The following is a 21,195-nucleotide window of genomic DNA, read 5'->3' as shown; positions in this document are numbered from 1 at the left end:
AAAGAAAACTTGTAATGCGCTTGTTCCCTCTGCTCGGTATGGTGACTATATCAGCAGGAAGGCAGGCGCATTATGTTATCTGATTTACTCAAAAAATTCTCGTCACATGGTAGCGTTGATTGGATTGGCCTCAGGCCGGAACGCAAAGCGCCTATGAAAGTGGTGGAAGAAGTTGAGGTTACAGAAAGTGGCCTTGTGGGTGACAGGCGTGAAAAGCCGGGCAAGCGGGCTGTTACCCTTATTCAAGCAGAGCATCTGCCTGTTATTGCGAGCCTTGCTGGCCTGGAAGCGATCTATCCTGAACAGCTTCGCCGGAATATTGTTGTCTCTGGCTTAAATCTTCTCGCTCTCCGACACCATGAAATCAGGATTGGTGAAGTTATCCTCCGTACTACAGGACCCTGTGCGCCATGTAGTTATATGGAGAAAACACTTGGGTTCGGTGCCTATAACGCTATGCGTGGGCATGGGGGTTTAACTGCTGAGGTAGTTCAGGGCGGTATCATCAGGTTAGGCTCTGAAGTTTCCCCTGTTTTAAAAGACTAAATTCAACGATTGTTGAATAAATACACTTTAGTGACTTGACGCTCTATCGCTCTCGCGACTAGGCTTTCTCGAAATACTGGAGGGGAGGCCAGTCCTGTGAAGCTTATACATGTTGTTTTTGCTCTGCTACTTGTCGTGGCAGGGATTACTATTTTCGTCCTTACATCCGAACCACCACTGAATGCCGCTGGTATTGCCAGCGATAGCATTAAAGGTGTGAGTTTAGGTGGTGATGGTGCTGCGCGCCTCAGCACTATTGGTGACGCGCCGCTTTATTTCCAGATTGCCGTTATTCTTCTGGCTGTATGCCTTCTGATGATGGGTGTAAACCCAAAGCGCAGGGATACTCTCTTTAAAGGGCTTATGGCAGGAGCCGGTGCTTTTGCATTGTTTGCTTGGATTATGCTTTACACCAGTTATCAGGATTATCTGGCAACAGGGCAAACAGATATTGTTGCAGGTTTCCCGGTGCCAACCAATTGGTTCTTCTGGGGTGTTTGGGGCAGCTTTGTTGTTTTTAATATGATTTATGTGGTGTTCTTTAACCGTTACTTCCTTCACCCGGATGATGAAAAAACATTTCAGGACTTAGTGGCAGAACTTAAAACCGAGAAGGGAGGCGCATAATGGAAGCGATGCGTCAGGAAATTATTCTCGGCTGTGTGTTTATCTATCTGCTGCTGTGTATTGGTGTTGGCTTGTGGGCAATGCGCCGCACGAAATCCGCTGGTGATTTCTTTGTAGCGGGCCGGGGTCTTGGCCCTGTGGTGATCAGCTTGGCTGTATTCTCCTCCACCCTTTCCGGCTTTGGTTTCGTTGGTGGGCCAGGCCTTGTTTATGCAACAGGGCTCTCATCTGTCTGGATGGCAGTGTGCTCCGCGCTTGGTTTCGCAACAGGCTATTATCTCATTTCCAAGCGTATCAGGATGATCGCAGAGGTGCGGGATACTATGTCTATGCCTGATGTGGTGTTTGCTCGTTACGGAAGCGAAACGGCAAGACTGCTTACAGCAGCAACAATCATTCTGGGTGTGCTTGGGTATCTTGCAACACAAATTCTAGCTATGGCACTTGTGCTGCAGAGCATACTTTCTGCCACTGATATGCTTGCTGATATCAGCCTTCTAGCGTGTGTGGTTATCTCATCAGCTGTGTTGATTTTCTACTGCGTAACTGGCGGTATTATCGCGTCTGTTTATACGGATTTGGTGCAGGGTATTGTGATGATTATCTCGGGCGCACTTGTGGTGATTACCGCATACAGTGTTTTTGGTGGTGGTTTTACGGAAGTAAGTTCCATCCTGCTTGAGAAAGACGGTGAAGATATCATGCCGTTCGGGACACTGGGATCTATGGCATCGCTCAGCTGGTATTTCCTCTTCGGGCTTGGCCTTGCGGGCCAGCCTCATGTTGCCAGCAAGATGATGATGAACCGGAAGCTCTCGGATAACCGTGTTGTGCTGCCGATGACCATCTTCGGCTATGTGATCGCGGCTATGTTGTGGGTGAGTGTTGGCGTGGTGATGCGGGCGCTTGTGCTGGGTGATGTAGCATTGCCGCTTGGTGCTCCTGATGAAGCAGCTCCCGCTTTCCTTTCTACTTATGCGCATCCGCTTTTGGCAGGTATTGTATTCGCAGGTTTGTTTGCGGCGATCATGTCGACAGCAGATAGTTTCCTCAATATCGGTGCTGCGGCAATTATTCATGATATTCCGAAGGCTATTCGCGGGAAATCACTGAATAACGAACTTTTCTGGGCCCGTGCATCCACCGTGGGGTTGGCGGTTTTTGCAGCGGCTATCGCGCTATATAGTGGTGATCTGGTGGCGATCCTCGGGGCCTTTGGATGGGGTACATTCGCTGCTGCCTTGGTGCCGGTGATATTGATCGGATTAAATTGGAAACAAGCTTCGGCAAAAGCAGCAATAGTTTCTATTTCAATCAGTTTGCTGATCAACTTTGTAATCCAGCTTTATGGTATCAAAGTGCCGTACGGTATCAGTACAGGTTTCCTTGCAATGCTTACGAGCATGATCCTGTTCATTGGTATTTCACTGCTCGAGAAGCCGAAGAAATTACCATATGATATTGATCGGATTATGGATTTATAGCGTAATAAGCCTCAAGTAATTGAGGGCTTTTATGAAACCTATTCTGGTGTTGATGAACGGTGCGTTGCGCCTTAGTGATCATCCGGCGCTTTATAAAGCGTCGGAAACTGGTGCGCCTGTTATTCCTGTTTATATCTATGACGATGAAAGCCGGGGTGTGCGGCCGCTTGGCGGGGCTTCAAAACTTTGGTTGCTGAAGTCGCTTGATAGTTTGACCAAGTCTCTCGACCAGCTGGATAGTAAGTTAATTATTCGCCGAGGTGCCACACTTGAGGTGCTTAGAAACCTTGTCGCTCAAACGGATGCAGGTGGTGTTTACATGACCCGCCGTTACAGCCCATGGGCCAGAGATATCGAAGAAGATATTCACGGTTTTGCTGTGAATAGCCAGATCGAATGCGGACGTTTTGGGGGTAATCTGCTTATAGAACCAGAAGAGCCGAGAACTCTGCAAGGTAAACCTTACGGCGTGTTCAGCCCTTTCTGGCGAAAGCTTCAGGAAATTCTTGGCGCTGTAATGCCGTTGCCTTTACCTCAAAAATTGGTGTCACCAGCAGTTTGGCCTGAAAGTGAAAGTTTGAGTGCGGACGATATTATCGCGAAGCCACATCACTGGTTTGCACCAATCAAAGAAGCATGGAAGGTGGGCGAAGCTGGTGCAGCTGCGAAACTGGAGCGTTTTACCGAGGAAGCTGTTCACCACTATGCCAAAGGTCGTGATTTGCCCGGGCATGATTTCACTTCTCAGCTATCCCCCTATCTGGCGTTTGGTGAGATAAGTCCGCGGCAAATTTGGTATCATGTGCAAGAGGCAACCGAAGGCCGTTCTGAATGTGAAAAGGGTGCATATTCCTATCTTCGGGAGATCGGCTGGCGGGAATTTAGTTATCACCTGCTATTTCATAATGAAAAAATGCCCAAGGAGCCGTTGAGACAGAATTTCAAGGATTTCCCTTGGTTCAAAGGCAAGGGTGATACGCTTGCGGCGTGGCAAAAAGGTAAAACAGGCTTCCCGATTATTGATGCAGGAATGCGGCAGCTTTGGCAAACGGGCTGGATGCATAATCGCGTACGGATGATTGTTGCCTCTTTCCTGGTGAAAGATCTTTTGTGGCACTGGCATGAAGGAGAAGAATGGTTCTGGGATACGCTCGTGGATGCCGATATCGCGAATAACACCGCCAGTTGGCAGTGGGTAGCTGGATGTGGCGCTGATGCGGCACCCTTTTTCCGAATTTTTAATCCTGTCACACAGGGGGAGAAGTTTGATCCAGATGGTGCTTACATCCGGAAATATGTGCCAGAGCTTAAGCATATGCCTGATAAATTTATTCACAGACCTTTTGAGGCTCCACTACTGGTGCGGAAAGAAGCTGGTGTGGAACTTGGTGATACGTATCCCGAACCGATTGTGGACAGAAAAAAGACACGCGTTGATGCACTTGCGGCATACGAAACGGTGAAAGTCGCAAAATAACCTCTGGATTGTGTTTCGCCGATTTAAAGCCTATATCTGGGGAAACATTCAGAGGGTTTTATGCTTAAATTTATCCGCCGTTTTTTACTTGTTCTCTTTGTTCTAACCGGGCTGTTTTTTGCGCTCAGCCCCATTCTCGTGCCGTGGGTGGTGGAACGGTCTGCACAAAGTGCCTTTTCCAAATCGGTGACTGGGGAATTAAGTATTGAGCGAACATCCTTTAATCCCTTCACATTGAAGCTGGAAATTGAAGGAACCCGAGTTAATGGCCCCGATGGGAAGCGAGTGGCAGAGTTTGCCAAACTGCGTTTGGATGTTGCCTGGCGTAGCTTGTGGGCAGGGCATGTTGATGTTGAAGAAGTAGCGCTCCTGAGCCCTGATGTTTTTGTTGAGCTTACCGCCGATGGTTCCCCAAAAATTCTGCAGATGCTGAAACCTTCTGAGACGGCAGAGGTGGCTGAAGAAGAAGTTGGAGAACCGCTTATTGTGCAGATTGCACAAATTGTGATCGAAGGTGGCCAGCTTGAAGTGCAAGATAGCCAGAATAATACCTTAAAAACTGGCGAAATTAACCTTACCGCGAAAGATATTACAACTGAGGCTGGGAAAGCTCTTAATCTTTCTGAATTTCTGGTGCCACTTGCTGATGGGCGCTTGAGTATTACGGGAGAGATTAAGCATTCACCGCTAGAACTCGATATACGCATTGAGGCTGAACGTTTGCCTGTAGCAAATATAGCTGCACTTGCTGGAAATCCCGATTTTAAGGTGAAAGACGGATTACTGTCTGGCAGCCTCACTTTAAAACGCACAGAAGTATATAGCGCCGTCGGAAATATTGAGCTTGAAAGCTTTGAGGTTGAAACACAAACACCCCTCAAAACAGCGAGCATTGATAAACTCACGATCCCTACTTTTTCTGCAGATACAGAAAACAGTTCGTTGATATTGAGTTCGGGCTTGGAGCTGGTTGGCTTTTCCGCGGAAACAAATACGCCCGTTAAACAGGCAGCTGTTCAAGCGCTTACGGTTGACGATTTTTTGTATGATTTTGCCGCCAGTGAAGTTGTTGTTGGCCCAGTGCGTATTGACACACCAGAACTCATAATCGATCAGAGCCAGAAAACAGCGAATGAAGCTGCGGAAGTAGGTACCGAGAAAGATACCCCGCTCGAGATATCTCTTGCAGAACTTAAAGTACAAAATGGTGCTGTGACATATGTGGATAGCTCATTACCAGGTGACCATCAGGTTGATGTTACAGAATTAAATGTATCGCTGACAGATGTGAAAGCAGCAGAAGCTATTGAGACAGCGTTTGATGTTTCAGCGGTGGTGGCGGGGGAAAGCCCGTTTACGGCAAAGGGTAATTTGAAGCAGGCAGATACGCTGAATTTAGAAGGCAAGTTCGTGCTTGATAAATTAAGCCACCAAGTGGTTAGTCCATATACAGAAGCGTTTATTGGCCGCTCCTCTAAAGAAGGTGGTTTGTACATTGATATGGATTACAAAATCACCGAGAACCAAATGAACGGTAAAAACACTCTACTGTTTGATCGTTGGTCTTGGAGCAACACGATTGATGGTTATGAAGGCGATGCTGTGCCCGTGGATATGGCCTTTGCTCTTCTTCAAGATAGCCGTGGTCGGGTGAATATGAATATCCCTGTGGAAGGGGATTTGAATGACCCGAATATCAAAATTGGTGCTCTTGTCAGGAAGGCAACTGCCAACGTTGTTACCAAACTTGTGAGCTCACCGTTCAAACTTCTGGGAAGTTTGATACCGGGCGGTAAGAGCGATCTTGATCTTACCAAAGTGAAGTTTGAAGCATCTGCGTTTGAAATGGCACCACTTGAAAAAGCAAAGCTGGATGCTTTGGCCGTAGCTCTTAAAGAACGCCCTCGCTTGAAACTGGAATTAGCGGGAGAGGCTTATCAAGCATCTGATCTGTTGCCGCCAGCGGAAGAAGACGGTGAACCAATTGTGCGAGACGAAGTAGCCCTTAAGAAACTAGCGGTGATGCGTGCAGATAGTGTGTATCAGCTGTTGCTTGAGCAGGGTGTGGGGCCAGACCGTCTGATTAAAACAATCCCTAAGGTGGGTTTGTCTAAACGCAAACGGTCTGCCTATGTGCGGTTGAAGTTGATTAAATAACACCAAGTTCCTTTAGGATCACATCGGTATCAGCACCTTTTTCTACAAGGCCATGGTTTATTTCTGGTTCTGTGCGGGAAAATTTAGGTGCTGGTGCTGGCTGCATCAAACCGTCTATTTCCGTGAAGCTGTTTCTTGCCTGGTTGTGTGGATGCTTGTGTGCTTCCCAGAATGGTAGAATAGGTGCAAAGCAAGCGTCTGACCCTTCAAGCAAATCGCACCATTCTTCCTGTGTTTTGGTTTTAAAGAGCGTGCGCAGTTCGTCTTTCAGTTCCGCCCATTTGCTGAAATTCAAGTGGTTTTGCATCCAGCTTTCATCGAGGCCTGTTTTCTCAATAAACTCCTGCATGAATTGAGGTTCCATCGCCCCGAAGCTCACGAACTTGCCGTCTTTCGTTTCAAAAGTGTCATAGAAATGCGCGCCACCGTCTAGGAGGTTCACACCGCGCATAGGCGCCCAGCGCTGGCTTGCCATCAGGCTGTGCATCAGGGTCATCATCAAAGAGGAGCCTTCAACCATGCTTACATCAATAACCTGACCTTTGCCCGAGTTCTTAGCCTCAAGTATGCCGCATACCATACCGAAGGCGAGCATCATAGCGCCGCCGCCATAATCACCAATCAGATTGAGGGGCACGGTTGGCGGGCCATCTGCGGGGCCAATACCGTGGAGAGCGCCAGATAGAGAGATATAGTTGATATCATGCCCAGCAGCATGGGCCAGAGGGCCGGTTTGCCCCCAGCCGGTCATGCGGCCATAAACAATCTTTGGATTGCGCTTCAATACATCATCAGGGCCAAGACCAAGTTTTTCCATCACACCGGGCCGGAAGCCTTCAAAAACAGCATCTGCGGTTTCGCAGAGTTTGAAGAAAATTTCTTTATCTGCGTCTGATTTTAAGTCTAATGCGATCGAACGCTTGCCGCGACGATTGATATCAACGGGAAGTTCAACAGGGGAGGCTGCGCCTTTGCGGTCAATGGCAATAACTTCGGCTCCCATATCTGCCATCATCATGCCTGCAAATGGCCCCGGGCCAATGCCAACCAGTTCAATTACTCTAACGCCAGAAAGCGGTCCCATATTGTCCTCCCACATCTCATTTATCTGAGATTTAGACTGATTAGTCTATTTTGCAAGTATCCTTTGAAAATAGAAAAAGGTGGCACCATTACAGTGCCACCTTTTTTGTAACTGCGGAAGATCGTTCGCTTATTTTGGAGCCATGCGTGCAGCAGCATCCATGCGAATTGTTTCGCCGTTAAGGTATGCGTTTTCAACGATGTGAGCTGCAAGCTTTGCATATTCTGCTGGCTGACCAAGGCGTTTCGGGAACACAACCTGTTCCTTAAGGCTTTCAACAGCTGCTTCTGGAAGGCCATCAAACAGTGGTGTGTGAATAAAGCCCGGTGCAATTGTCATCACACGAATGCCTGAGCGGGCAAGCTCACGTGCAACAGGAAGAGTTAGGCCAACAACACCGCCTTTGGATGCAGAGTAAGCTGCCTGACCGATCTGGCCTTCGTATGCTGCAACAGATGCTGTGTTGATGATAACACCGCGCTCGCCATCAGCATTTGGTTCATTTGCCTGCATTGCCTCTGCTGCGTGAGAGAGAACATTGTATGTGCCCACGAGATTTACAGCGATAATTTTCTGGAAGTATGCGAGCGGGTTGCGGTTGCCTTCGCGGTCCAGCACCTTTTGTGGTGTACCGATGCCCGCACAGTTCACTGCGATGTCAACACTGCCGAATTTTTCTTTGGCATAGTTGATGGCTGCCGTAACTTCACCTTCATCAGCAACGTTTGTTTTCTTGTAAGCAACTTTACCGCCATGAGCAGCTACTAGCTCAGCACCTAGATCATCGTTCAGATCGATTACCAACGCGTTCGCGCCTTTTTCTACAAAATACTCAACCGTCGCACGGCCAAGGCCAGATGCACCACCAGTTACAACAGCGGTCTTACCTGCAAAATCCATTTCTCGTTCTCCGTAAGGGTTTGTTGCGGTGCAGCATATGCGCGGCGCACAACTTGATCAAGCCAAACTATTATGAAGTATATGAAAGGAAAATAGATGTGCATTGATGGAAGGCAAAAAAGAGAGGAAGCGAGTGGTTATACGCTTCCTCTCGTAGCTGGGAGTTAGGTCTTTGGAAACTTTATTATTCTGCTGCTACCTGGGCTGCTGAAGTCTGCTCGTCGGCAATATGTATTGGCTTTACACCCGGGTTTACCCATTCGCCATTACGTGCTTGGTACTGGTATGATACCTCACCCTTTTGCCAGTCTGTATCCAAAAGGATTGTCGCTTTGAAATTCTTTGGAATAACTGGGCCGACACCGCCGCCTTTAGGCCAGTCAATCACTGGGTAGCCTTCGAGATCGATACGAATTTTAGAGCCGGGGCCCATCACTGTTTCATAGATAACAGGGCCTGCAACATCAGCCGTACAAACAACAGGCTGAGCAAGAGCCTGAGTTACCTCTGCAAAACCAGAAGCGCGGTCATGTACTGTATCAATGCCGAGGAATAGATGTAGAGTAGGTGCACCCGGCATACCGCCTTCTGCAATTAGAGGGAGGCGGAATAAACCAGCACGTTGCTGGCCTTCAAATGTAGTTGTTTCAGTCATGATTAATCCCAATCGTGTTCCAAGATTTAAAGAAATGTTGGTGATTCAGTTATAATCGGATGAGTATTAAAATACAATTATTGATATAAATAATTCATATTAATCGCTTATAAATTTCTACTAAAAAGTGTATTTTAAAAATAGATATTTTGAATCAAAAACTTAAAAATTTTGGAAGGCAACTTAGAATTTTTTGAACTCTTTGGTGTGATAAATGGTTCTATTCAAAATGTGTGCTTGACGCTGCGATCATAAAATTGTGATCCTGTTATCAGGAATGTAGCCATTGGCAGTCGGAATATCATGTCCATATAGAGGACAATTCGTTTATAAAGCCGGGAGGCAGTTTAGTGACTTTTGATTATGATTTGTTTGTGATTGGAGCAGGTTCTGGCGGCGTACGCGCCAGCCGTATTGCGTCCAGTTTTGGTGCCAAGGTAGCGGTAGCTGAAGAATACCGTGTTGGTGGTACATGTGTGATCCGCGGCTGTGTGCCGAAAAAACTTCTAGTGTACGCTTCTCATTTTTCTGAAGATTTCCATCTTGCAGAAGGTTTTGGTTGGACAGTTGGTGAAACATCGTTCGACTGGAAGAAGCTGATTGACCGTAAAGACGCCGAGATTGACCGTTTGAATGGCCTTTATATCAATACCCTGAACGGTGCGGGTGTAGAGATCATCAATGGCCGTGCAACTGTTGAAGATGCAAACACCGTGCGTGTTGGCGACAAAACTTATACAGCTAAGAAAATTCTTGTTGCTGTTGGTGGTTGGCCTTCAATGCCTGATGTGCCGGGTATTGAGCATGCGATTTCATCCAATGAAGCGCTGCACCTTGAAGAGCAGCCAAAGCGTATCGTAGTCGTAGGTGGTGGTTATATCGCCGTTGAGTTCGCAGGTATTTTTGCAGGTATGGGCAGTGAAGTGATTCAGCTTTACCGCGGTGATCAAATTCTGCGCGGCTTTGATGATGATCTTCGCGAGCGCCTCGCCCGTGAAATGACAGGCAAAGGCATTGATCTTCGTCTCGGTACAAACATCACTGAAATTAAAAAAACAGATGATGGTGTACGCCTTACATTGACAGATGGCTCCACGCTTGATGCAGATGCCGTGATGTATGCAACAGGTCGTGTGCCGAAAACAGCAGGCCTTGGCCTTGAAAATGCAGGCGTTGAAATGGAACGCGGTGCCGTGAAGGTTGATGCATACAGCCGCACAAACGTGCCGAGCATTTTCGCAGTAGGTGATGTAACCAACCGTGTACAGCTAACTCCTGTTGCGATTAAAGAAGGCCATGCTTTTGCGCTAACTGAATTTGGTGGCACTGAACAAGCGGCTGAGCATGATGCTATTCCATCTGCCGTATTCTCACAGCCGCCGATTGGCACAGTGGGCCTTTCAGAAGCGCAAGCGCGTGAAAAATATGGTGAGATTGAAGTTTACACATCTGATTTCAAGCCAATGAAACACACGCTTGGTGGTTCTGATGAGCGCGCTTTCACAAAAATGATTGTGGATAAGAAAACGGATGTAGTTGTTGGTGCACACATGATTGGTGCTGATGCCGCTGAAATTATTCAGGGTGTTGGTATTGCAGTAAAAGCTGGGCTTACAAAAGCACAGTTTGATGCAACAGTTGCGGTACACCCTTCAAGTGCAGAAGAATTTGTATTGATGCGTAACGCTAACTCCTAAATAGTGAATAGGTTCCCTTTGCCCCGAGTGCGAAGGGAACCATTTTAATATGTAGAGAGTGGTTAACAGTAAGAAGTTTATGGTGAGTATGGTATAGTTGAAATGATCTCAGGATAGCGGTTCCCTTGTATCTACCGTGACACCTGAAGGAGGACATGGCGATGGCGTTAGAGGTTCAAACTCTTGAATCTGCAGTGGTTCGATTTGCGGGCGACAGCGGGGATGGGATGCAGCTAACCGGTAGTCAGTTCACTAATTCAACCGCACTCTCAGGAAATGATCTTGCCACTTTCCCGGATTTCCCAGCTGAAATCCGTGCTCCTGTTGGCACCACCTTTGGTGTTTCTGCTTTCCAGATAAATTTTGGTGCAACGTCTATCAAAACAGTGGGCGATCAGCCCGACGTGCTGGTTGCTATGAACCCGGCTGCTTTAAAGGTAAATCTCAGTAACCTGCGCAAGGGTGGGATGCTGGTACTGGATGAAGGATCATTCACTACACGTAACCTTCAGAAAGCCGGGTATGCAGATAACCCTGCAGAGGGGGATACGCTTGATGGTTATCAGGTGATCAAACTTGATATCTCGAAGATGACCATGGAGGCGGTGAAAGAATTCGGCCTTGGCAACAAGGAAGCTCTCCGCTGTAAGAATATGTGGACATTGGGGCTTATGCTTTGGATGTACACAAGAAAGCGCCAGCCTGTGATTGATTGGCTTGAAAAGAAATTTGCCAAGAAGCCAGAAATTGCGAATGCAAATATTGCGGCTTTGAATGCAGGCCACGCGTATGGCGAAACATCAGAACTATCAGCGCACATACACCAGTATGAAGTGGAACCAGTGCATGCAGAACCGGGCATTTACCGGACCGTAACCGGAAGTCAGGCACTTTCCTGGGGTATTGCTGCAGGCGGTGAGCTTTCAGGGCTCGAGATAATGTTTGGTAGTTACCCGATTACACCTGCTTCTCCCATTCTTCACACGCTATCAGGTATGAAAGAGCTGGGAATTGTAACATTTCAGGCAGAAGATGAAATTGCCGCTATTTGTGCTGCCCTTGGTGCATCATATGCAGGCGCTTTAGGGGTAACCAGTTCATCAGGGCCAGGTATTGCGCTGAAGACAGAGGCACTTGGCCTTGCTATTTCAACAGAACTTCCGCTGGTGGTGATAAACAGCCAGCGTGGTGGGCCATCAACGGGGCTCCCGACCAAGACAGAACAATCTGATCTCTATCAAGCAATTTATGGTAGGAATGGTGATGCACCCATGCCTGTAGTGGCAACCAGAAGCCCGGGGGACTGTTTTGAAGTAGCTATAGAGGCTTGCAGGTTGGCTGTAAAATATATGACGCCAGTAATGCTGCTAACGGACGGCTTTATCGCCAATGCGGCGGAACCCTGGAAGCTGCCTGATCTTGATGCTATTGAGCCGTTTCCTGCTTCTCAGGCCAAAACACCAGAAGGAGATGAAGCCTTCAATCCGTTCCTTCGCGACGAAGAAACACTTGCCCGCAATTGGGGCGTGCCGGGTGTGAAAGGTACAGAGCACCGCATTGGTGGTATCGAGAAAAGTTATGACACTGGCCATATTTCCTATGACCCAGCCAATCACCAGAAGATGACAGATACCCGTTTTGCCAAGATAGACGGCATCGCGGGTGATATTCCTGATCAGGTTGTTGATCAGGGTGAAGATAGTGGAACGCTTGCCGTGGTAGGCTGGGGGTCAACATACGGTCCTATTGAGGAAGCTGTGAAACGGGCGCGCGCAGATGGCCTGAGCGTTAGCCATATTCATTTGCGGTATCTCAATCCTTTCCCGAAAAATCTGGAAAATTTGCTGGGAGGATTTGATAAAATTCTGGTGCCGGAAATGAACAACGGCCAGCTTAAAACTGTGTTGCGGGATAAATTCCTGCTGGATGCCAAGCCGTTCACACAGGTTTCTGGCCTGCCGTTTAAAATCGGTGACCTGCTCAGTGCAATCCGTGCAGAAATCGCAAGTTAAGGGGGCGAACGATGAATGAAATGACAACCCCACAAGAGAAACTCACCATCAAGGATTTTACCAGTGATCAGGAAGTGCGGTGGTGCCCGGGCTGTGGTGATTACGCTATCCTGAAGTGTATGCAGCGCACACTGCCAGAACTGGGAGCGACCAGAGAGAATACCGTGTTTGTTTCCGGTATCGGGTGTTCGAGCCGGTTCCCTTATTATATGGATACATACGGTTTTCACACCATCCACGGAAGGGCGCCTGCCATTGCAACAGGCGTTAAGCTCGCAAAACCTGAACTGGATGTGTGGGTCATCACTGGGGATGGGGATGGTTTATCTATTGGTGGGAACCATCTGGTACATGCCATCCGCCGCGATGTGGATTTAAATATCCTGTTGTTTAATAACCAGATTTACGGTCTTACCAAAGGGCAATATTCACCAACCTCAGTGGTAGGAACAAAAACACCTTCAACCCCGCAAGGGTCTGTTGATCCAACGTTGAACCCGATTGCTTTTGCACTCGGTTCCGGTGCGCGGTTTGTGGCCCGTACTGTGGATACAGCGCAGAAACATATGCCTGATGTATTTAAGCGTGCTCACGCCTTTAAGGGGGCTTCGTTTGTGGAAATTCTCCAGAACTGTATCGTTTATAATGATGCGATATGGGAAGAGATTACTAATAAGAAAACAGCACCTGATCATCAATTACTGCTTGAGCACGGTACGCCCATGATCTTTGGTGCTGAACGCAATAAGGGAATTATCTTCAATACCAAGAGCTTTGCGCTCGAAGTGGTAACCATTGGAGAAAATAGTGTCACGGAAGGGGATATTCTGGTCCATGATGAAACCAGCCTGCAAATGGCCCGCATGCTTGGTGATTTAGGTGAAAAACCCGGAGAACCTGCCCCTATGGGAGTAATTTATGCCTCAGAAGCTGATCATAGTTATGTAGATGCTGTGCGCGGCCAGATGGATTCTGAGAAAGGTAAGCGCACCTTGAAGGATATTATTCGCGGCGGCCAAACATGGGTTGTGGAATAAAGCCTAATCCCGCAGTTTTTCTTTATGCTGATACATACGCAGCCAGTTCTTCAGGCTGGTTTCGGGAGTATCCTTGAACGGTTCGCCTGTTTTCTCCGCAGTTTTCATACGGTCGAGCCGGAAATGGCGGTAATCATTTCTTAGTTCGCACCATGCGAGTAACAGCCATGTTGGCCCCCAGAATGTAAGCGCTAGCGGGCGTACGGTGCGTTCAGATGCTTTGCCAGATTCGTCTTCATATTCAAGGCGCAATATATCTTTGGCTCTGATCGCTTTCCGAAGTTCAGAGAAGTCAATGGTCCACGGAATTTTAATGCGGCTTGGCGGGGCATACATCGCGGTGCCTGAGAATATCTCCCTGTCGCGCTCAGGAAGTACAGATTTCAGTTTGTTCACTAGGCTGCGGGCAGATTTGGCCATGGTTTCATCAGACCAGCTACTTACCATTTCCGCCCCTAACATAAGGGCCTCAAGCTCGCTAACGTCAAGCTGCATAGGCGGCAGGCAGTAGCTTTTATCAAGCAGATACCCAACGCCTGCTTCGCCTGAAATAGGAACACCTGTCAGGATCAGGTCTTGTACATCCCGGTAAACGGTGCGGATACTTACATCAAACTCTTCTGCAATATCTTGCGCCGTTACAGCAACCCTGCGGCCCTGCATGAAATTTACTATCTGAAATAATCTGTCTGAACGTCTCATGAGTTTGCTTTTAAAACACTATTGCTGTCAATTTTTGTCAGTATAGCTGATTGGGTAAATAATTCAGCAGATTTCACTGTGGACTTCCGGTGGCTCAAACGGCACTTTGGTTGCGACCAAACGGGGAGCATATGAGGCACCAATGACAGCGAAGAAACATTCGGCGCTTTACCGCCATATTGAAAGCTTGCAAGGAGCAAGTGCGTGGGGTCGTATGCTTGATGCTGGTACTGGTGTGAATTCCCTTAGTTGGGTTTCAAGCCTGAAAACTGAAAGTTGGACTGCTGTCACTGGTTCTGCGCAAGAAGCAGATTGGGTGCGTGATACGCTTCAAGCCAGCATCCGTTCACAAGACAATATCATTGAAGGTAACTGGGCTGATCCTCAGCTTCTTAAAGGCGAAGTTTATGATACTGTTCTAGCAGATTATCTCTTGGGCGCGATCGAGGGATTTGCGCCGTATTTCCAATCGTATTTGTTTTCCCGTCTCCGGCCTCATGTAGGGGGAAGGCTATATGTTACTGGGCTTGAGCCTTATGTGCCAACTATGAAGCCGGAAACTGAAGCTGGTCGTCTGCTGTGGGAAATTGGTAGATTCCGAGACGCATGTGTGTTGCTTTGTGGCCAGCGGCCATACAGGGAATACCCTGCGCAGTGGGTAGTTGATAGTTTGCAGCGGTCAGGCTTTGCGGTTCGTTCAGTAAAACATTTCTCCATTGGTTTTAAGAAGCGCTTTGTGAATGCACAAATTGATCTGGTAATGCCCGGGCTTGAAACACTTGAAGATAGACAATTAGCAGATACACTCAAAGCTCGTGGGGAAGCATTACGCCGTGAGGCGTTCGACATGATCACCTCTGAAGGAGCGCTCCGTCATTGCCGGAATTATGTGGTCGTTGCAGAACCATTATAAAGCGCTGATCCAATTCACGATAATGGGAGGGAGCGGTTGTTTGCCTGCTCATCCCTTGTCGGGTTTCCCTTATCGCTCTAACTTTCTTACTGTCAGGGTAGGGAGAGCGTGATGCTGAAGAAAATTGGACTTGGTTTTTTGGTTCTGTTGCTGGTGTTAATACTGGCGCTATGGATTTTCTGGCCTAAAAATTTAAATATAGGTGGCCCGCTTCTTGATTTTGTTACGGGCAAACAGCTTGAAACCCCTGATACTGCAACAATGAATGCGCGCTTCCAACTACCGGATGGGTTTAAGCTTGGAGTGTTTGCCGAAAATGTAGCTCACGCTCGCATGATGCGTACCACAAGCCGGAGTGATCTGGTGGTTAGCAGTATGCGGGAAGGTAAGGTTATTCTCTTGCATGCAGATGATGATGGTGATGGTCGCTCTGATGGTAGAACCGTGCTGCTTGAAGGGCTTGATGTACCTCATGGGCTCGCACTACAGGATGGCTATCTCTATGTAGCTGAAACTCACCGTATTATCCGCGTTCCTTTTGCTGCAGCTACCAGAAAGGTTGGTGCCATTGAAAGCGTATTTGAGGGCCTGCCACCTGGAGGAAATCATAGAACACGTACAATCGGCTTCGGCCCTGATGGCTGGCTTTATGTAACCATTGGTTCAAGCTGCAATGTATGCATTGAAGAACATGAATACCGTGCTGCTATGCTTCGGATGCGGCCTGATGGCAGTGAAGCCCGTATATACGCAACTGGCCTGAGGAACACTGTTGGATTTGATTGGCACCCTACCACCGGTAAACTTTACGGTACAGATAATGGTCGAGACCTTCTGGGTGATGATACGCCGCATTGCGAAATTAACCAGATTGAAGAAGGACAATCCTACGGCTGGCCTTACACCTATGATGATAAGCAAGTTGACCCAGATTTTGGTTTGGGAAATGAAGATAAAATCGCTGCTTCTAAAGCTATGGTGCACGGGCTTGGTGCACATGTTGCGCCGCTTGGTATTAAATTTCTGAAACCAAACTTGGCCCCTGAAGAGTATGATAGTGTTGCGCTTGTTGCACTGCATGGTTCATGGAACCGCAGTAAGCTTTCTGGCTACAAAGTAGTATCGCTCCATTATGGTGACGATGGTTCAATTGAACAGAGAGATTTCCTTACGGGTTTTGAGGAAAATGAGGATGTGATTGGTCGCCCTGTGGATATCGAACAAGGGCTCGATGGGGCTATTTATATCTCGGATGATTATTCAGGTACCATCTACCGTGTGGGGTGGGGCGATATTCGAACCTCTGCGGCTACCGAAGAAAATGGAGTAGTGCGTGATCCATTTGAAGATTTGGGCGAGGACAGCATTCGCTCATTAAGTGCGGTAGGGGAAGTGCTGTATAGAGAGCAGAACTGTGCATCTTGTCATGAAGCCGGGCAGGCAGGTGAAGGTGTTCAGGTGAAGCTTTTGCAGGGTTTACAAAGTCGCTACACCTTAAGCAGCCTGCAGGCGTTGCTTGATACACCGCCCGGCCCTATGCCGAGGCCTGATATCTCGGATGAAGAGCGCAAAGCCCTAGCGGCCTATTTGCTTTCAACACGTTAGATAAGGCGTTCTTCAATAGGGATATAATCCACGTCATAACCAAAGTATCTTGGTGCAAAAACGGACAATCCCTCTGCAGTACGCCACAGAGGGTCACATTTGAAACCTAGTACGGTGACGGCCTGGTCTTTCTTGAAATCAGGGTTATTGACGCCTTCTGCTGTTGCTTCATCCACTACTGTGATGAGGTCCGGGCAAGTAGCTATAACTTTATCATTAAGGCGTGCAACAAGGTGTTCGTTTTTATAGTTAAGAAGCATAGTCTGGCCGTTAAAATGATCTGTGCCGGATAAGGTTAATGTGCCAACAAGGAAACCGTCTTTATCTTCCCAAGTGAAGTCTTTTACATATCCGCTGAATAATTTATATCCGCCGCCTGCAATGCGTGCTGCTTCAATAGGGTTTTGGTCTTTACTTTTTGCAGTGCGTGCTGCTTTGCCGATTGCTGCAGCTAGTGAAAAGCTTCCAGTTACGAGAGTGCCTTTTTTCTTTGCCTGTGCGCCCGTGATCGGGGCATCGGCAACGCCCACAAGCCTGCTGATAACAGACAATGTGCGGAAAATGTCTTCTTCCCGGGATGGATCTTGCAGGCTTTGCAGAATGATTTCATCGCCAAACATGGTAACGCCCGCGGCGGGGGTAAGAGGGTAACCCGCAACACGGACAGAGTGTTGGTTGATTTCAGGTGTAGCGCGGCCCACAGTATCAGCATCCAGCGCAGGCACGCCAAGCCGTGCAGCAATGGATAGACCTTCTGCCATGCTGAGTGGCCCTATCTCACCGAGAATAACACCTGCGAAAGTTTGCCCTATATGTTGTTCTAACAATCGAAAGGCATTCAGAACTGGCATTTCTATCTTGTTCGGGATAGTGTTCAGGCGAGCTTCCATTTCACCGCTGATCGGGGCAAGGCTAGCGAGCGCATAGGGGCAGGCAACGCGGTCAGTATCCTTTAACGTATCTACGTCTATGCTTTTGAACTGCAAGCCATTGGCTAAATCAGCTGCAATAAGTTCCCGTGCTTCAGAGAGGCTACCTCCACCGCCACAGCCAAGGTAGCTGCTGCCCACCAGTGCATCTTCAAGTATTTGTGGTGTTAAAGTTTTACCGTTATTTAGTGATGGATTTGCTGTGTTTGAAGAAAATGCAGGTGTTGTGCTCAGGGGGAGTGCGCCTGTTGCAACAGCAAGTCCTTGAAGAAATTTACGGCGTGCCAGCATGGGCTGCTCCTTTTGTTGATGCCCATGGGGAAAGAGCATCATTACGGAAATTGAAAGCTCAGAACACCAGATATTAGTAACAATGAATAAGAAGCTGGACAAGGTTATTAGCAGAGGGCCTTCAGAGAATATTTCAAACGAAAGTGAATAAAATTACCTGAAGGTGGATTTCCTCGAGGGGCAAGTGATCTAGTTCATAAAGAAAGTAGATCAGGGAGCATTTTATGATCAAAGTTCACCATCTGAACAACAGCCGATCTCAGCGTATTTTATGGGCGCTTGAGGAGCTTGGACTCGAATATGAAATTATCTACTATCAGCGTGATGCGGAAACTCGCCTTGCGCCTGAAAGCTTAAGGGAACTCCATCCGCTGGGGAAATCCCCAGTGCTTGAAGATGGTGATGTGAAAATTGCCGAATCTGGCGCGATTGTTGAGTATCTTATCCGCACATATGGCGGCGGTAAGTTTGCTCCTGCAGTGGATAGTGCAGCATACAACAAATATGTGGAATGGATGCATTATGCAGAAGGATCTGCCATGTTGCCGTTGTTATTGGGGCTATACACAAGCTTACTTGGTGAAGCTGCAGCACCGCTTCAACCGCGTATCCAAAGTGAATTTGCCAACCATTTCGGATATATGGCGCAGTCGCTTGGTGAGCAGCAGTATTTCATGGGTGATGAGCTTACGGGAGCAGATTTTATGCTTAGCTTCCCGATGGAGGCTGCGAATTCAAAAGGCGCATTAGGCTTTTTCCCTAACCTTGATGCCTATATGAAGCGGATAGAAGAGAGAGAGGCGTATAAGCGTGCTCTGGAGCGTGGCGGACCATATAAGCTTGGTGCATAAATGCATGTGGCAGGCTTTGGCCTGCCATTTATGCTATAGGTATCTATTACTGAGGTGCGGTTAAGCGGTAAAACTCCAGCTTTTGGATGCCGTTTTCCCTTAAGGGTACATGCTTTTTATAGTCAGGGTTTCGGCTTAGCTGGGCAAACGCATCAGGGGTATCCCATTCAACAAATGTTAGTTGCGCCGGGGCTTGGCCTTTTGTGTTGGCTTCATATTTTGGGGTTTGCATTTTATAGATAAAGCGCCCACCTGCTTCGTTTACCACCTGTTTGATTGCGTCCAAATAGCGGAAATAATCATTAGGGTGCTCAGGGTTTGTCCAGGCAACAACCAGTGTATAGCTTTTTTCCGGATCGAAGGTGATGTTGAGGTCATGTTCGATGGTTGCGCTGTAGAACTTAATCTCTTTCCAAGCTTCTTTACGTAGTTTTACGATCTCAGGCCACATTGCTTCGTTTGTTAAATTTCTCTCTGATGCTTGATCAGGATAGGAGAAAAATAAAGCTGCTGATGGGTTGTAATCACTTATAATTTTCTGTTCAACTTTCAGGCCCACCTCTCTTTTCAGCCCATATTTTTCCGCTAAAGGAAAAGCTGCGGAATAATAAGCTTCGCGAAGCATGTTTTTCGCTGGGTTGGTTTCAGGAAGAACAACGGTAAGGTATTGTCCTTTTTCAAGATGAAGGGCTGGTGCTTTATTTCCAGCATAAACCGGAGAGCTGTTTTGGTGCCATATTCCTGCAATCAGGAATATGGCGATTTGGGCTAACAAGAGGTTTTTCATTTCCATAATCCTCGGCTGTCTTTGGAAGAAATTGTTTTGTGGCACCAAGGTAGGGAAATAATTTGAAGATGTATGGATTTACTTTTGCTTTCTTTGGTGCAAAATTGCACCAATGGAAAATTGGGATGATTATAGATTTATTCTGGCTCTAAGCCGGTACGGGACTGTGCGAGGAGCGGCGTGTCAGCTGCGGGTTACCCATTCTACGGTTTCCAGGCGGTTGGCTGTGATTAATGGCCGGTACGGTGCTCCGGTTTTTGAACGTGTTGCTGGTGGGTATCGCTCCACTGAACTTGGCGACCAATTATTAGCGGCCGCGCGCAGGATGGAGCAGATAAATTATGCGGCTAACCGTAAGCAGCGGGCACAAGGCAAAGGCGAAGTAGGGCCAATTACTATTTCCATCCCGGTTGTTATGGGGCAGTTTTTTCTGCTTGATGCGCTGGATGAATTTTCCAGAATGTACCCCGAAATCGAGCTAACTATTAACAGCGGATATCACTTCGCTGATTTGGATAAATCGGAAGCTGACGTGGTGGTACGGGCAACATCAAAACCACCGGAACATTTGGTGGGGCGAAAGCTATTCTCCTTTTATCTGAATTATTATTGCAGGGTAGATTATCTGGAAGAAACACCTGTTTCAGATATACGGTGGATTGTAAATTCGCTCGATCCTGCACCAGAAGAATGGATTGTGAAATCACCGTTTCCTGAAGCGCCTATTGGTTGGCGGCTTGATGATTTTTTGTTACGCCACCTAGCTGCGCTTCAGGGACGGGGGATATACCGGGGTACTTGTTACATGGCCGATCCAGACCCCAATTTAGTGGCGCTCGAAGGAAGTGATCCCTTCCCTTGGCAGGATATATGGGTATTAACGCATCCTGATTTGAAAAACACACCACGAGTAAAGCTCCTGATGCGTTTTATCTCGAAGGTGCTTATGGAAAAACAGGATCTTCTCCAAGGCAGGTATAAAGTGTCGCAGTGACAAGCTGTCATCTCTGTTTTGTATCTAACACTTCATAAACTGTCTTTCACATTCATTAGCTGTGAGGGGCTGACTTATGAATATTTATCTGATGGCAGCGGCTGCTGCATCTTTTCTGACATTTGCAATCCACACATGGGTTGGTGGGCCAGTTATTGCCAAACCACTTGTTGAAAGCGATATGCACAGGGTACCTAAATATACCAATTATGCATGCTGGCATATTGTTACCATTATGCTTTTTGCTATGGGAGGTGCTTTTCTTTGGGCTGCTTATTTCCCAAGTGCTATTGAACTCGCCTGGTTTGCATTTTTGCTATCAAGTGCAACGCTTGTTTGGTTTGCAGTATTGATCTTATGGAAACGATTAAGTTTGGTTGAATTCCCGCAGTGGGCGCTTTTTGTCACCATTGATGTTTTGGCATTTATGGGGTTGGTATAGCCCCC

General features: G+C 47.6%; 19 protein-coding genes. 13 read left to right on the top strand and 6 right to left on the bottom strand.

Going from position 1 to position 21,195, the window contains the following annotated elements; genetic code table 11:
* Positions 1-72: 72 nt before the first annotated feature.
* From MF542_RS03255 to MF542_RS03235, 5 genes are all read left to right on the top strand, one after another.
* The gene (locus MF542_RS03255) at positions 73-546 is read left to right on the top strand and encodes an MOSC domain-containing protein (RefSeq protein ID WP_247015901.1); all 474 of its coding nucleotides are present in this window, start codon (positions 73-75) and stop codon (positions 544-546) included.
* Positions 547-642: 96 nt separating this feature from the next.
* Positions 643-1,173, top strand: a complete 531-nt coding sequence (locus MF542_RS03250; protein ID WP_247015899.1) for a hypothetical protein — start codon at positions 643-645, stop codon at positions 1,171-1,173.
* Entirely contained in the window at positions 1,173-2,657 is a 1,485-nt protein-coding gene (locus MF542_RS03245; protein WP_247015898.1) for a sodium/proline symporter, read from the top strand. The genes MF542_RS03250 and MF542_RS03245 overlap by 1 nt, the downstream gene beginning before the upstream one ends.
* Positions 2,658-2,688: 31 nt before the next feature.
* A complete protein-coding gene (locus MF542_RS03240; RefSeq protein ID WP_247015896.1) occupies positions 2,689-4,134 on the top strand; it encodes a cryptochrome/photolyase family protein in 1,446 nt (481 codons plus the stop codon).
* A gap of 60 nt (positions 4,135-4,194) precedes the next feature.
* The gene (locus MF542_RS03235) at positions 4,195-6,291 is read left to right on the top strand and encodes a DUF748 domain-containing protein (protein ID WP_247015894.1); all 2,097 of its coding nucleotides are present in this window, start codon (positions 4,195-4,197) and stop codon (positions 6,289-6,291) included.
* On the opposite strand, the gene MF542_RS03230 is transcribed toward MF542_RS03235, so the two are convergent.
* The 3 genes from MF542_RS03230 to MF542_RS03220 form a co-directional block, all read right to left on the bottom strand.
* The gene (locus MF542_RS03230; protein ID WP_247015891.1) at positions 6,284-7,375 is read right to left on the bottom strand and encodes a CaiB/BaiF CoA transferase family protein; all 1,092 of its coding nucleotides are present in this window, start codon (positions 7,373-7,375) and stop codon (positions 6,284-6,286) included. The two genes, MF542_RS03235 and MF542_RS03230, sit on opposite strands and share 8 nt — an antisense overlap.
* A gap of 129 nt (positions 7,376-7,504) precedes the next feature.
* The gene (locus MF542_RS03225) at positions 7,505-8,275 is read right to left on the bottom strand and encodes an SDR family NAD(P)-dependent oxidoreductase (RefSeq protein WP_247015889.1); all 771 of its coding nucleotides are present in this window, start codon (positions 8,273-8,275) and stop codon (positions 7,505-7,507) included.
* A 184-nt stretch (positions 8,276-8,459) separates the two neighbouring features.
* The gene (locus tag MF542_RS03220; protein ID WP_247015887.1) at positions 8,460-8,930 is read right to left on the bottom strand and encodes a DUF1842 domain-containing protein; all 471 of its coding nucleotides are present in this window, start codon (positions 8,928-8,930) and stop codon (positions 8,460-8,462) included.
* A 350-nt stretch (positions 8,931-9,280) separates the two neighbouring features.
* Here MF542_RS03220 and gor point away from each other — a divergent pair, with 350 nt between their 5' ends.
* From gor to MF542_RS03205, 3 genes are all read left to right on the top strand, one after another.
* Positions 9,281-10,627 (top strand): glutathione-disulfide reductase, encoded by a 1,347-nt coding sequence (gene gor, locus MF542_RS03215; protein ID WP_247015885.1) that lies wholly within the window; start codon positions 9,281-9,283, stop codon positions 10,625-10,627.
* A gap of 161 nt (positions 10,628-10,788) precedes the next feature.
* Positions 10,789-12,639, top strand: a complete 1,851-nt coding sequence (locus tag MF542_RS03210; protein ID WP_247015883.1) for a 2-oxoacid:acceptor oxidoreductase subunit alpha — start codon at positions 10,789-10,791, stop codon at positions 12,637-12,639.
* Positions 12,640-12,650: 11 nt separating this feature from the next.
* Positions 12,651-13,676 carry a 2-oxoacid:ferredoxin oxidoreductase subunit beta gene (locus MF542_RS03205; RefSeq protein ID WP_247015881.1) on the top strand — a complete coding sequence of 342 codons (1,026 nt, stop codon included), beginning with the start codon at positions 12,651-12,653 and terminating at the stop codon, positions 13,674-13,676.
* Positions 13,677-13,679: 3 nt separating this feature from the next.
* Here MF542_RS03205 and MF542_RS03200 read toward each other — a convergent pair whose 3' ends face one another.
* Positions 13,680-14,378 carry a helix-turn-helix transcriptional regulator gene (locus tag MF542_RS03200; RefSeq protein ID WP_247015879.1) on the bottom strand — a complete coding sequence of 233 codons (699 nt, stop codon included), beginning with the start codon at positions 14,376-14,378 and terminating at the stop codon, positions 13,680-13,682.
* Positions 14,379-14,520: 142 nt separating this feature from the next.
* Between MF542_RS03200 and MF542_RS03195 the strand changes: the two genes are divergently transcribed.
* Complete coding sequence (locus tag MF542_RS03195; RefSeq protein ID WP_247015877.1) at positions 14,521-15,291, top strand: hypothetical protein; 771 nt, start codon at positions 14,521-14,523, stop codon at positions 15,289-15,291.
* A 111-nt stretch (positions 15,292-15,402) separates the two neighbouring features.
* Positions 15,403-16,896, top strand: a complete 1,494-nt coding sequence (locus tag MF542_RS03190; RefSeq protein ID WP_247015875.1) for a DUF7133 domain-containing protein — start codon at positions 15,403-15,405, stop codon at positions 16,894-16,896.
* On the opposite strand, the gene MF542_RS03185 is transcribed toward MF542_RS03190, so the two are convergent.
* Positions 16,893-18,116 carry an S-methyl thiohydantoin desulfurase family protein gene (locus MF542_RS03185; RefSeq protein ID WP_247015873.1) on the bottom strand — a complete coding sequence of 408 codons (1,224 nt, stop codon included), beginning with the start codon at positions 18,114-18,116 and terminating at the stop codon, positions 16,893-16,895. The genes MF542_RS03190 and MF542_RS03185 overlap by 4 nt on opposite strands.
* A 224-nt stretch (positions 18,117-18,340) precedes the next feature.
* Between MF542_RS03185 and MF542_RS03180 the strand changes: the two genes are divergently transcribed.
* Complete coding sequence (locus tag MF542_RS03180; RefSeq protein WP_247015870.1) at positions 18,341-18,967, top strand: glutathione S-transferase family protein; 627 nt, start codon at positions 18,341-18,343, stop codon at positions 18,965-18,967.
* Positions 18,968-19,013: 46 nt separating this feature from the next.
* Here MF542_RS03180 and MF542_RS03175 read toward each other — a convergent pair whose 3' ends face one another.
* Positions 19,014-19,754: a DUF1330 domain-containing protein gene (locus tag MF542_RS03175; RefSeq protein ID WP_247015868.1), complete on the bottom strand. Its 741-nt coding sequence runs from the start codon at positions 19,752-19,754 to the stop codon at positions 19,014-19,016.
* A 112-nt stretch (positions 19,755-19,866) separates the two neighbouring features.
* Between MF542_RS03175 and MF542_RS03170 the strand changes: the two genes are divergently transcribed.
* Both MF542_RS03170 and MF542_RS03165 read left to right on the top strand, forming a co-directional pair.
* Positions 19,867-20,748, top strand: a complete 882-nt coding sequence (locus tag MF542_RS03170) for a LysR family transcriptional regulator (RefSeq protein WP_247015866.1) — start codon at positions 19,867-19,869, stop codon at positions 20,746-20,748.
* Positions 20,749-20,824: 76 nt separating this feature from the next.
* Positions 20,825-21,190, top strand: a complete 366-nt coding sequence (locus MF542_RS03165; RefSeq protein ID WP_247015864.1) for a hypothetical protein — start codon at positions 20,825-20,827, stop codon at positions 21,188-21,190.
* The last annotated feature ends 5 nt before the right edge of the window (positions 21,191-21,195 follow it).

Source organism: Kordiimonas laminariae, from assembly GCF_023008165.1.
GTDB lineage: Bacteria > Pseudomonadota > Alphaproteobacteria > Sphingomonadales > Kordiimonadaceae > Kordiimonas > Kordiimonas laminariae.
Note: the sequence above shows the minus strand (reverse complement) of the source record. Positions and strands in the feature narration are given on the sequence as shown.